This is a genomic window from Fischerella thermalis PCC 7521, assembly GCF_000317225.1.
Classification (GTDB): domain Bacteria; phylum Cyanobacteriota; class Cyanobacteriia; order Cyanobacteriales; family Nostocaceae; genus Fischerella; species Fischerella thermalis.
Genome location: NZ_AJLL01000028.1, coordinates 1 through 12,595, shown reverse-complemented (window position 1 = coordinate 12,595; position 12,595 = coordinate 1). Strand labels below are relative to the sequence as shown.

The 12,595-nt window shown below is 43.2% G+C and carries 8 protein-coding genes; 5 read left to right on the top strand and 3 right to left on the bottom strand.

The window, feature by feature from the left end; all coding sequences use genetic code 11:
• The first annotated feature begins 27 nt into the window (after nucleotides 1-27).
• From lipA to UYK_RS0106250, 4 genes are all read left to right on the top strand, one after another.
• Entirely contained in the window at nucleotides 28-900 is an 873-nt protein-coding gene (gene lipA / locus UYK_RS0106265) for a lipoyl synthase (RefSeq protein ID WP_009458624.1), read from the top strand.
• An 86-nt stretch (nucleotides 901-986) separates the two neighbouring features.
• Nucleotides 987-1,910 carry an NAD(P)H-dependent glycerol-3-phosphate dehydrogenase gene (locus UYK_RS0106260; RefSeq protein ID WP_009458623.1) on the top strand — a complete coding sequence of 308 codons (924 nt, stop codon included), beginning with the start codon at nucleotides 987-989 and terminating at the stop codon, nucleotides 1,908-1,910.
• A 495-nt stretch (nucleotides 1,911-2,405) separates the two neighbouring features.
• Nucleotides 2,406-3,656, top strand: coding sequence for an RNA polymerase sigma factor SigC (gene sigC / locus UYK_RS0106255; protein WP_009458622.1), 1,251 nt, complete (start codon nucleotides 2,406-2,408; stop codon nucleotides 3,654-3,656).
• A 325-nt stretch (nucleotides 3,657-3,981) separates the two neighbouring features.
• Nucleotides 3,982-4,437 (top strand): Fur family transcriptional regulator, encoded by a 456-nt coding sequence (locus UYK_RS0106250; RefSeq protein WP_009458621.1) that lies wholly within the window; start codon nucleotides 3,982-3,984, stop codon nucleotides 4,435-4,437.
• A gap of 122 nt (nucleotides 4,438-4,559) precedes the next feature.
• Here UYK_RS0106250 and UYK_RS0106245 read toward each other — a convergent pair whose 3' ends face one another.
• Both UYK_RS0106245 and cobN read right to left on the bottom strand, forming a co-directional pair.
• Complete coding sequence (locus tag UYK_RS0106245) at nucleotides 4,560-5,720, bottom strand: peptidoglycan-binding domain-containing protein (protein ID WP_009458619.1); 1,161 nt, start codon at nucleotides 5,718-5,720, stop codon at nucleotides 4,560-4,562.
• Nucleotides 5,721-5,733: 13 nt separating this feature from the next.
• On the bottom strand, nucleotides 5,734-9,555 hold the full coding sequence (gene cobN, locus UYK_RS0106240; RefSeq protein ID WP_009458617.1) for a cobaltochelatase subunit CobN: 3,822 nt from the start codon (nucleotides 9,553-9,555) through the stop codon (nucleotides 5,734-5,736).
• A gap of 85 nt (nucleotides 9,556-9,640) precedes the next feature.
• Between cobN and UYK_RS0106235 the strand changes: the two genes are divergently transcribed.
• Nucleotides 9,641-11,668 (top strand): GAF domain-containing sensor histidine kinase, encoded by a 2,028-nt coding sequence (locus UYK_RS0106235; protein WP_016871104.1) that lies wholly within the window; start codon nucleotides 9,641-9,643, stop codon nucleotides 11,666-11,668.
• 376 nt (nucleotides 11,669-12,044) lie between these two features.
• On the opposite strand, the gene UYK_RS0106230 is transcribed toward UYK_RS0106235, so the two are convergent.
• The gene (locus tag UYK_RS0106230; protein WP_026086378.1) at nucleotides 12,045-12,302 is read right to left on the bottom strand and encodes a hypothetical protein; all 258 of its coding nucleotides are present in this window, start codon (nucleotides 12,300-12,302) and stop codon (nucleotides 12,045-12,047) included.
• Between the last annotated feature and the right edge of the window lie 293 nt (nucleotides 12,303-12,595).

Genomic DNA, 12,595 nt, shown 5'->3' with positions numbered 1-12,595 from the left:
ACTTTATTTAAGTGGTAAAAGTGGATTGTGATTCTTAAACCAGACTGGTTGCGAGTGAAAGCGCCTCAATGGGAGCGCGTCGGTAATGTTAAAGAAATTTTACGGGATTTAGCCCTAAATACGGTTTGTGAGGAAGCGTCCTGTCCAAATATTGGTGAATGCTTTAATGCGGGAACAGCGACGTTTTTAATCATGGGACCTGCTTGTACACGTGCTTGTCCTTACTGTGATATTGATTTTGAGAAAAAACCCAAACCTCTAGACCCCACAGAACCCACACGACTGGCGGAAGCAGTGCGCCGGATGAAACTGAACCATGTGGTGATTACTTCTGTCAATCGAGATGACTTGCCGGATGGAGGCGCATCACAGTTTGTCCGTTGTATTGCAGCAATTCGTACAATTTCACCTCACACTACTATTGAAGTATTAATTCCGGATTTGTGCGGTAACTGGGAAGCACTAGAGTTAATTCTCCAAGCCAAACCGGAAGTCCTCAATCATAATACAGAAACAGTTCCGCGTTTATATCGCCGTGTGCGTCCCCAAGGTAATTACGATCGCACCTTGGAATTACTCAAGCGATCGCGTCTACTTGCTCCCAGTGTCTACACTAAATCCGGAATTATGGTCGGACTCGGTGAAACTGATGAGGAAATTCGCCAAGTTATGCAAGATTTACGTGCAGTTGATTGTGATATTTTGACGATTGGACAGTATCTTCAACCAACTCAAAAACACCTAAAAGTAGATCAGTTTATCCACCCAAACCAATTTGCTACTTGGCAAGCATTCGGAGAAGAATTAGGATTTTTACAAGTTGTCTCTTCACCCTTGACAAGAAGCTCTTATCATGCCGAACAAGTCAGGGAATTGATGGAAAGGTATCCGCGGGGGTGATAATGGAAGGGAGATGGGGAGATGGGGAGATGGGGGAATTTCTCTTTCCTGTTCCCCAATCCCCAATGACAATTGACAATTGACCAATGACAAAATCAGTAGTAATTCTAGGCGCGGGTGCTTGGGGAAGTGCTTTAGCAACTTTGGCTAAAGCCAATGATCACAAAGTACATATTTGGTCGCGTCGTAGTTCGCGAACTTTGGAGAAACTCGTAGAGGATGCAGATATCATTGTTTCTGCTGTCTCTATGAAAGGTGTTAGAGATGTAGTTTCTCAACTCCAAGGTTTGCCCCTTTCTCCAGAAATCATTTTTGTTACAGCCACAAAAGGTTTAGATCCACAAACCACCTGCACACCTTCCCAAATTTGGCAAGAAGCTTTTCCCAATCATCCTGTAGTTGTTCTTTCTGGCCCGAATTTATCCCAAGAAATTCAACAGGAATTACCAGCCGCAACGGTAGTTGCCAGCAATGTTACCAGTGCTGCTGAGGTTGTACAGCTGGTATTTTCCTCCAATCGTTTCCGGGTTTATACAAATGCTGATCCCTTGGGGGTGGAACTAGGAGGAACACTGAAAAATGTCATGGCGATCGCTGCTGGTGTATGTGACGGTTTGCAATTGGGAACCAATGCTAAAGCTGCGTTACTCACCCGTGGTTTAACAGAAATGGTTCGCATCGGTGTTCACTGGGGTGCAAAGCAAGAAACATTTTACGGTTTATCTGGTTTAGGTGACTTGCTTGCCACTGGTAACAGTCCTTTGAGTCGCAATTACCAAGTTGGCTACCAACTAGCCTGTGGCAAAAGTCTTACAGAAATTCTCACCCATCTCCAAGGAACTGCTGAAGGGATTAATACCACCAAAGTTTTGATGCTGCGCTCAAAGCAGCAAAATATTTCCATGCCCATTACCGAACAAGTGTATCGTCTACTCCAAGCTGAAGTTACTCCGCGACAGGCACTCTTAGAACTGATGCTACGCGATATCAAGCCGGAATATAACGAATGATTTGTTAGTGGTTAGAGAGGCGAGTAATCGTGTCTGTACATTAGTGGTTAATGCCTCATAACAATTACCAATTACCAATTACCAATTACCAATTACCAAAATTCCCTGACCAAAAAATATCAAATCTTCAGGAAAGTATCTGCATAGCTATGTAGATATGACTATGCCTGTAATAAATAAGTTTTTCACTGATGCATGTTTATACCACGTTATAAAATTGACAGTCAAGCTGAATTACATTTGAAATCTTGACTGGAAGATTGGTAATTTTTAGTCTGGCTTTGCCTTTGAATAGCTATTGGTTCACTGGAAAAAGCAGCCTAACAGCTGAGCTATGGAGATGTAACAAAAAAAACCAGTATTGTTTTGGAAAAAAAACCCAAATGTTACTTAAAACCGTGTTAGTTCTTCGTAAATCACGGGAACAATAGCAACAGTTGATTAGATTTAGCTGACCGCAATCTATTGTTACCTGGAGCCATTGAGACGACCCTTATGCCAGCAACATCTTTTTACGCAGAAGCCGCCTACGAAACCCAACAATCCTCTCAAATGTTTGACCCGGATCTTACGATTGATGACACTGAATTACCAGTAGACGATCTGGAAGAGTTGGAGATGGCTGCTCAAGATCCCGCCAGTTGTGCTGTTAGCGCTAACCGTCGCAGCACAGATCTAGTGCGTCTGTATCTTCAGGAAATTGGTAGGGTTAGACTGTTAGGGCGGGATGAAGAGGTTTCAGAAGCTCAGAAAGTTCAGCGCTACTTGCGGATGCGGATAGTCTTGTCTAATGCTGCCAAGCAAGGAGACGAAATACTAATACCTTATCTCCGAGTCATCGAAGTTCAGGAGCGTTTAGCATCGGAATTGGGACATCGCCCTTCTATCGAAAGGTGGGCCAGCGCTGCTGGTGTAGAGGTGTTGGAACTCAAACAAATTTTAGGACAAGGGAAACGGCGCTGGGCTGAAATTGCCAAATTGACTGTGGAGGAATTGGAGAAAATTCAGAGTGATGGACTCCAGTCCAAAGAACACATGATCAAGGCGAACCTCCGCCTAGTTGTATCTGTTGCTAAAAAGTATCAAAATCGTGGTCTAGAATTGTTAGATTTAGTCCAAGAAGGAACTTTGGGCTTAGAGCGAGCTGTGGAAAAATTTGACCCAACCAAGGGTTATCGTTTTAGCACTTACGCCTATTGGTGGATTCGTCAGGGGATCACACGGGCGATCGCAACTTCTAGCCGGACAATTCGCCTTCCTGTTCACATTACAGAAAAGCTTAACAAAATCAAAAAAGCTCAACGTAAAATTGCTCAAGAAAAAGGTCGCACTCCAACTCTGGAAGACTTGGCGCAAGAGTTAGAAATGACACCTACTCAAGTCCGGGAAGTGTTGTTAAGGGTGCCTCGCTCTGTCTCTCTAGAAACCAAGGTTGGTAAAGATAAAGACACAGAATTAGGTGAATTACTAGAAACTGACTGTGTGACGCCAGAGGATATGCTCATGCGAGAATCATTACAAAGAGACTTGCAGCACCTATTGGCAGATTTAACCAGCCGTGAACGGGACGTGATTCTCATGCGGTTTGGACTAGCAGACGGTCAGCCTTACTCGCTAGCAGAAATTGGGCGCGCTCTTGACTTATCACGAGAACGAGTACGCCAAATTGAATCCAAAGCACTGCAAAAGTTACGCCAACCCAAGCGACGCAACCTGATTCGTGATTATTTGGAGTCTCTGAGCTAGTGAGTTGATAGTTGATAGTTGTTAGATGGTAGTAACTCCAAACAACAGCCAACAACCAACCAACAACCAATTATTTTTGATCCCCCTCCCCAAAAGCCTGACTAAGCTATGGCAAATGATTTGCAGTTAATGGAACTGTGTCTCAAAAGTTTATTTCGTCAAGAGATTTTTCTCACGGGGATCACAATAGAGTGTGTTACCTATTAATTTTTCATAGCTCGTGCCATAGCATTTAGTAAATGTTCTCAATAAGACATCATTGTTGCAAATTACCCTCAAGTTTTGTTATATTCTCAGCTGAAAGGGTTTGTTGAGAAAAATTAGTATGACTGTCTACACAGCTGCTTCACTCAAGGCAGAACTTAATGATCGCGGCTGGCGTTTAACACCCCAGCGAGAAACGATTCTACACATTTTTCAGGATCTTCCGCAAGGTGAACATCTCAGTGCAGAGGATTTGTATCATAGGCTAGAATCCAATGGCGAAGGAATTAGCTTGTCAACCATCTACCGCACCCTCAAGTTGATGGCGCGGATGGGAATTTTGCGGGAACTGGAGTTGGGAGAAGGACATAAGCATTATGAATTGAACCAACCTTATCCCTATCATCACCACCATCTGATCTGTGTCAGATGCAACACAACTATAGAGTTCAAAAATGACTCTATCTTAAAAATTGGTGCGAAAACTGCTCAAAAAGAAGGTTATCAACTGCTTGATTGCCAGTTGACAATCCATGCTGTTTGCCCCAAGTGTCAACGAGCATTAATGCCTTTGTAGTACTTGAGTAAATTATTGGGGATGTGCTGAGATCAAAGAAAAAAATTGTTTGAACAGTTTTCGACTGGCTGTGAGTGGGGATAGGCAAGCTGTTAAGTATCAATACTGACAACTGAGCGGAGCTAATATGTTCCGCTTCTCACGTCACTCAGACTGATGCCATAAAATTCTTGAGCTTGTTTAATAGCTCGTTTTGTTTCATCTCCCATCACACCATTGAGGGGTCCTTTGTAAAAACCACGCTCTTGAAGTCGTCTTTGTATTTCCAGAACACTAAATTCACTCTTAGATTTAGAAGTAGGATTTAGCATACTGTACAACTTGGCTCTAGTTGTAGGACCTGCAATACCAGTTGCTTTTAGGTAGTTATCAGCCTGGAATCGCCTTACTGCATCAGCTGTATACGGTCCATAGTAGCCATTTGGCTCTCCCTGTAAATATCCAGCTTTTATCAGCTGTGCTTGCAGGACTCTCACAACCTCCCCGCGATCGCCTACTGTGAGATTATCTCTATTTTTTGCTGGTTTAGGTGTGTCATCTCCATAACCAACACCCACTGGTGGTAATCTCCGGCTTGTTGCTGGTCCCACAACACCGTCAACTCTGAGGTTATAGGCTTGTTGGAACCGCTTCACAGCTTCTTCAGTAATCGGACCAAATATACCCGTAGATTTTCCGTAATAATAGCCTGCTATTCGTAAGCGCTCTTGCAAGATTTTGACTGCTTGTCCTTCGTCACCTTTCTGTAATAGATTAGGATTACGGCGCTTATTGGCTGTAGTAATGTTCACAGTACTGGGTTGTTGAGGTCTATAACTCACAGTACTGAGTTTAGGAGTTGGATTACTCAAATTACTGAGTTTTGAGAGTTGGCTACTATTACTACCTTTGGGCCATTTTTGTAGTGTTTGTAAAGTTGTTGGATCAGCAATGCCGTTTACTTGAATGCCAGCAGCTTTTTGAAAACGCCGGACGGCAGCTTCTGTATCAAAGTCGTATACTTGGGTAATGGGCGCTTGATAAAAACCCGCATTTTTTAACTTTTGTTGCAAGGAGCGAACAGAAGGCCCTTGATCACCTCTTTCCAATGCCAAAGCACTACCAACAGCACTGAGAATAGACAAACTGAGAACAAGGGGAAGCATATGCTTCCAAGCCTTAGCGGAAAGACGTTTCCAATCTGGTGCCGCTGTGTTCTCCAACCAAGAACTTAGGAAAACTAATTCACTTGACGGAGACTCCTCGTAGGCAAAAGCTACGTGCAAATACGCAAGATTGTCCATAGATTTCCCTACACTACTTTTCGAGATACGTTGATTTTTGTTCTATTACTGCTTCTGCTTGATGAACTAAGTTTCTCAAATTTTCGAGTGTCTGTAAATTTGCATCCTGCCATAAACCGCGTTTTTGTGCTTCCAAAAGCCTCTCAGCTATATCACGTAAGGCATACGGGTTTCTACTCTGGATGAATTCACTGACAACAGGATCGAACAAGTACGCTTGTGCGATTCCCTCATACATATGATCTTCTACACATTTGGCTGTAGCATCGTAGGCAAATAAATAATCTACCGTCGCTGCCATTTCAAATGCACCTTTATAACCATGGCGCATGACTCCTGCTATCCATTTCGGATTGACTACACGAGAACGATATACTCTAGCAATTTCTTCTTTGAGAGTCCGGACTCGCGGTTTAGCAGTCATGGAATTATCACCAAAATAAGTTTGGGGATTTGTCCCCTGGATAGAACGTACTGCTGCTGTTAAACCTCCTTGAAATTGGTAATAATCATCGGAATCAAGGATGTCGTGTTCACGATTGTCTTGATTATGTAAGACAATCTGCATCTGTGATAGACGTTGCTCAAAGGCTTCAGGTGCCGAAACGCCCCCTAACTCTCCTAATCCTTCTTGAGAGGGGCAACTAGTATAGGCGTAGCAACTCCAGTTAATGTAGGCACGCGCTAAATCTTGATCATCTGTCCAATTTTGTGATTCTATTAGACCTTGCAGTCCAGCACCATAAGCGCCTGGCTTAGAACCAAACACCCGATAACGCGATCGCACCTGCGCCTCTTGTGAACTCAAGCCTTGTTTCATCCAAAAATCTGTTTCTTGACGAACTTGTGCGGCGAGCGGGTTTAATGATGGAGGTTCATCCAAGATTGCTACTGCTGCAACTGCTTGGTCAAATAAACTTATCAGATTAGGAAAAGCATCCCGGAAAAATCCAGAAATTCTTAATGTCACATCCACCCGTGGGCGTCCTAACACTGACAACGGCAAAATTTCAAAATCTACAACCCGCCTTGCTGCACCATCCCAAACAGGCTGTACACCCAACAAAGCCAAAGCTTCAGCAATATCATCACCTCCAGTTCGCATAGTGGCAGTTCCCCACAGGGATAAACCCAGTGTTTTAGGATACTCGCCATGCTCCTGTGTGTAGCATTCAATCAAAGTCTCCGCTGCTTTCCTACCTATATCCCAAGCTATTTCTGTGGGTAAAGCACGAATATCAAAAGTGTAAAAATTATTGCCAGTAGGCAAAACCTCTGGTCGTCCACGGGTAGGCGCACCAGCAGGGGCGCTCTTGACGTACCTACCATCAAGTCCATGCAGCAGATGAGTAATTTCTTGGTGAGTTTTTTGTAAAGCAGGAAGGAGACGCGAATGTATCCAGGTGAGGGAGGGAGTGGAGGGTGGAGGGGTGGGGGAAGAGATGATATTTTCTACGAGGGTGGCGGCGTATGTTTCCAGAACTTCAACCGCATCGCCAACAGTGCGACAGGGACGCTGAAATTTTTTTCGGAGAATTTGCTGGCTGTGAGGTGATAGCTGTGCAGTGAAATCTGCTGTCAACGGATCAAAATCTAAGTCCAAATCTTCAGCGATGGCGCGAGTCAAGCCATGATGATAACGATTGGGATGACGAGCGATCGCTACTATTAAATCTCGTAGTTGCCTACCGCTTGGACATTGCCCAAAAATATGTAAACCATCACGAATTTGGGCTTCTTTCAATTCACACAAATAACCATCAATTTTGCCAATTAGTAATTGTTCTTGGCTATTAACCAATTTCAAATCCAGGTGAAGATTTTCTTTGAGAATTAATTCTTGGATGCGCGAGCAAACTGCGCTTAAACGCCCTGGATCTAAACTCTCTGCCTCGTAATACTCATCAATTAAATTTTCCAGCTGCTGTAAACCACCATATAATTCCGCACGAGTCAAAGGCGGCGTCAGATGATCTACAATCACCGCTTGGGCGCGACGTTTCGCCTGGGAACCCTCACCAGGATCATTGACAATAAACGGATACAAATGGGGAAGCGCCCCCAAAGCTACCTCTGTGTAACAACTACTTGATAAAGCCACACTCTTACCAGGCAACCATTCCAAATTCCCATGTTTACCTACATGTACCACAGCATCCGCGCCAAAACATTCCCTTACCCAGTAATAAAAAGCCAAATAGGCATGAGTTGGTTCCAAATCTGGTGCATGATAATTCAAACTCGGGTCAACATCATAACCCCGCGCGGGCTGAATTCCCACAAATATGTTACCGAATTGAAAACCAGAAACAGCAAGATCACCAGTGAAATTGTGATTATTCTCTCTCTCTTTCTTGGCGTCCTTGGCGTCTTGGTGGTTCGTCTCCAAAAAACCATCCCACCGATCGCAAATCCCCTGCTGCACTTCTTGGGGCAAACTAGCAAAATACTCCTGATACTCCTGTGCAGAAACACTTTGCTGCACCGGACGCAACTCCCTACCTTCCGGATCATTCGTTACCCCACCAGTGAGCAGCCGGATTAATTCATCACCAGTAGCAGGAATCTTTTCCACCTCATACCCTGCCAACTGTAAAGCCCGAAGAATTTCTACACAACTAGCAGGTGTGTCTAATCCGACACCATTGGCAATGCGGCCATCACGGGTAGGGTAATTTGCCAAAATCAAAGCAATACGTCGTTCTTGGGGCGGCTTAGAACGCAAACGCACCCAGTTAGAAGCTAATTCCGCAACAAACTCAATGCGATCGCCCACAGGTTCATAAACCATGACATCAGTTTCTAACTGGGGATGCCAAGTTTGCACTGCTTTAAAAGATACAGCCCGACTAATAATCCGTCCATCTACTTCTGGTAGTGCCACATTCATGGCGATGTCCCGGGGGGAAAGTCCTTGAAACTGCTTCTGCCACTGTTCCACAGTACCACCACTTAAAATTACCTGTAAAACAGGCACATCTAATTTTTGCCACAGTTCTAGTTGGGGTGCTTCTGTTTCCAACCGCGCCAAAGAAAAACTAGTAGTATTCAGCAGTACAGATATTGACTGCGAGTCTTTTGGTTGAAAAATTTCGCTCAACTCCTCTTGCACATCAAGTTCACGCAGCGAAGAAACAAACACTGGTACAGGTTCTAAATTCCGTTTTGCCAAAGCTTCGCACAAAGCATCAATGACTTTGGTATTTCCCGCCAAATAATGGGCGCGGTAGAAGAGGATACCGACTTTGGCAGTGATGGGAAGTTTCCCACCTGCCAATTTCCCCAACCAAGAATACAGCCCGATACGCGGAACTACCTGGGGTGGTGGTGGATTAAAGGAAGTGGAAAGGCAATGATCAGCAATATATTGCAAGGCATTAGCAATATTTTCTGTGCCACCTTCGTTGAAATAGCGCCAGATTTTGTTCACAACACCCAAAGGCAGGGTAGAGTGGGACATAAGAGCAGGATCAAGAGCATCGTCCCCTGGCATTACAATGAGGTTTATATCATTGTTTTGTGCTATTTCCTGCACTACCTCTAACCCGTAAGCCCAATAGGAACGTCCTCCTAGTAAGCGCAGGATAATTACTTGTGCTTGTTGTAAAACTTGCTCGCCATAGTTATCAATGCTAACTTGATGCTGCAAGTTCAATAGGTTAGCAACTCTAAATGCAGGAAATTTTGTAGGTAACTTGGGGATTGTAGCTGCCAAAGTTTGAATGTCGGTGTCAGCAGCCGTCAGCAATACAAGGGGAGCTGGAGTTTGTTCTAGGAAGCTTACACCTTCTGATTGGAGGTTCCAACCTCCCGGAGTGGCATTAATACGATGCATATTCCTGTATGAGGATCTTAAACTGTTGGTTAGAACGCAAATAATTCAGCGACTGCATCTAGCTTCTTTTCACGAATTTTTGAACATGCTTAGTTCCCCTGATTTGAGCTTTTCTCGCACCTTGCCTTTAGAGTTATTTAATCAGCTTGGCGAATTGTTAGAGCAGATGGCTCAAGCAGTGGAAGGTGATTTTGTGATTCTGACAGAAGCTGTGCTGAAGCAGATTAGTAAACCTGAAGAATGGCAGAGGCAAAAATTTACAGTTGTCATTTCTCAGGGTTTTAGTGCTTTGATGATTGGTTTTCCAGAGCCGAAAGCGGATTTGCCGGAGCAGTTGCGTGTTAAGTTAACATTCGATTGTGAAGCGATCGCCTCATTCCTGATAAATATCAGAGATTTATTTGAACACAATTCTCCCCGATACCATAAAATTGATTCTTTTTGTCAACTTCTTGCTCCTAATGATGTCAAACTCCAAAGTCAGTTTACGCTGTTATTGTTAGATTTTTTCCTGCCACAGTCAAATCAGGAAATCACACAACCACAAGATTCTACAACTCCTCTGGCTTCTGTTTGTCAGCCAGTGGAGAATGCTCTCAACAAACAACTTGCCCAAGAGCGCCTATTGAATCAGATTACAACTCAGACTCGCCAAAGTCTAGACTTGTCGGTAATTATCGCAACAGCAATTGAGCAAGTGCGGAAGTTTTTGGAATTAGATCGGCTAGTAATTTGCAAGTTAGTTTATCCACAGGTAGGGGAGCTTTTTAACCGTCCTCAGAAGTTGAATAACAACAACAATTTACCTGCGGGGCTATTCTCTCAAGATAATTTTTTAGGCGATGTGATTGAGCCAAAACCAGGACAGATCGGCATTCCAAATCTTGGTCAGGTAAACAATAATGCCTTAGGTTTTTCATTATCACTTAATTTAGTCCAATCTTCAAATTGTGTAATTTATGAATCTCGTGTTGACGATACTATTCCTTCTGTGTTGAACTACAGGGAAGAAAACTGCTTTGTACCCAACTCTCCGTGGTGGGAAAAGTATCGCCAAGGCTTGACTGTGGCTGTAGATGATGTTGAAAAAACTTATGTTTTAGAAGAGTGTTTGTTGAATGCTTTAAGAACTATTAAAGTCCGCTCAAAATTCATAGCTCCAATTGTATTTGAAGATCAACTTTGGGGACTGTTGATTGCTCATCAGTGCAACAGAACACGTCAGTGGACTGGGAGTGAAAAAAGTCTCCTAAGTTCTGTTGCGGAACAATTGGCGATCGCAATTTATCAAGCTGAGTTAATGCGATCGCTAACTCAAGAAAAACAAACTCTCGAACAAAGAGTCGTTGAACGCACAGTGGCGTTGCATGACGCTTTAGTTGCTGCGGAAGCTGCTAGTCGCCTCCGCAATGAATTTCTTGCCACCATCAGCCATGAATTACTTACACCGTTGACATACGTAATTGGTATGTCTGCAACTTTACTGAGGTGGTCTTTGGGAGATTTGAATCAACGCCAACGGGAATATCTGCAAACCATCCATGACAGCGGCGAACATCTATTAGAAATGATTAATGATATTCTGGATTTATCCCAGATCGAAGCAGGCAAAGCTGTTTTAAATATTACAGAGTTTTCTTTGGTGAAGACTGCAGAAAATATAGTTGCATCGTTACTGGAAAAAGCCACCAGCCAGCAAGTCACTTTGAAACTAGAGTTACTTGTTGATCAAAACAGCGATCGCTTTACTGCCGATGTTAGAAGAGTAGAACAAATCTTATGGAATCTGTTAAGTAATGCGATCAAATTTACCCCTGAAGGTGGAAATGTCACTCTACGCCTGTGGATGGAAGCTGACACAGCAGTGTTTCAAGTTGAAGATACTGGTATTGGTATTCCTGAAGCACAGTTACCATTACTGTTTGAAAAATTTCATCAACTAGATACCCCCTACCGTCGCCGTTACGAGGGTACGGGACTGGGTTTGGCATTAACTAAACAACTTGTGGAACTACACCGGGGACGAATTGAAGTAGAATCTACTGTTGGTGTTGGTTCAATTTTTACAGTCTGGATACCAGTCCAACCAGAACCAATCATGAAGTATGAATGATGAAACAGTTGCAGATATTATCCCCCCACATTCATCAGAATTTAGGTAATCTCAAGTCCGACCAAAATAAGTAGGTGGAAATAAACAATCACTATGTAAAGAAATATAAAATCCCTGAAACCGTTACCAATAAAAAAGAACGATCCCAACTAGGCGTTGCATTGCAACGTCTCTCTCCGTACAATATTATGCCTCGGTGTTGGTTATTGGTTTTTCTCATTACCGATTACCCATTACCTATTACCAGCCCACGGGACAGTAATAAGTATTTAAGCGAACATGATATGAGGGAGTATATGCTGTAGTTGTGGACACTGTAATCACGGGGATTGATTATTCAGTGAAAGCCTATACAAAAGATTTATAGGTATATCAACTATGAATTGAGTTCCACAAGAGCATTTGATGTAGAAAACTCGTTTGCTAATGCAGTTGGAACTAAAGTCCAACCTGCCTTTAAAAGCTTCTGATAAGTTGCCCAACCTCTAGAGCCGCCTGGAATTTTGTAATCTGGTACAGCATATTGAGGAAAAGCTGTATAAGGACGCCACGGTTGATGAGGTGCAGTCTGCAAATGCAAAATCTTATCCCCATTATCGCCAGATGTAGATAACCAGCACATTCTTTGCTGCATAGTAAATTCCCTTGTATTGTTATAGTTACATGCATAATGACAGACTTTTGTCAAGCCTAACATCACCCCATTGGGGTAGTTTTTTGCTTAGTTTTCCAGATGTATACACTTAAATAAATCTTTCTTAAGTCTGAGACAAAATTACGCATCTTCCTTACATTAACCTTAGGCAGCAATAAAAACACTTGTGTTCCAATTATGTTAGGTGCTGTAAACAAAAAAGGGTGTATCGACAAATACGATTTTTGGCGTTGTTGAATCAAAATATGAATTTACAATTTACGGGTGTGACC

Bases quoted from the DNA above. Each gene is read 5' to 3' on its own strand.
- UYK_RS0106235 (WP_016871104.1), top strand. From the start codon at position 9,641: ATGCTTAGTTCCCCTGATTTGAGCTTTTCTCGCACCTTGCCTTTAGAG.
- sigC (WP_009458622.1), top strand. From the start codon at position 2,406: ATGCCAGCAACATCTTTTTACGCAGAAGCCGCCTACGAAACCCAACAA.
- UYK_RS0106260 (WP_009458623.1), top strand. From the start codon at position 987: ATGACAAAATCAGTAGTAATTCTAGGCGCGGGTGCTTGGGGAAGTGCT.
- UYK_RS0106230 (WP_026086378.1), bottom strand. From the start codon at position 12,302: ATGCAGCAAAGAATGTGCTGGTTATCTACATCTGGCGATAATGGGGAT.
- UYK_RS0106245 (WP_009458619.1), bottom strand. From the start codon at position 5,720: ATGGACAATCTTGCGTATTTGCACGTAGCTTTTGCCTACGAGGAGTCT.
- UYK_RS0106250 (WP_009458621.1), top strand. From the start codon at position 3,982: ATGACTGTCTACACAGCTGCTTCACTCAAGGCAGAACTTAATGATCGC.
- cobN (WP_009458617.1), bottom strand. From the start codon at position 9,555: ATGCATCGTATTAATGCCACTCCGGGAGGTTGGAACCTCCAATCAGAA.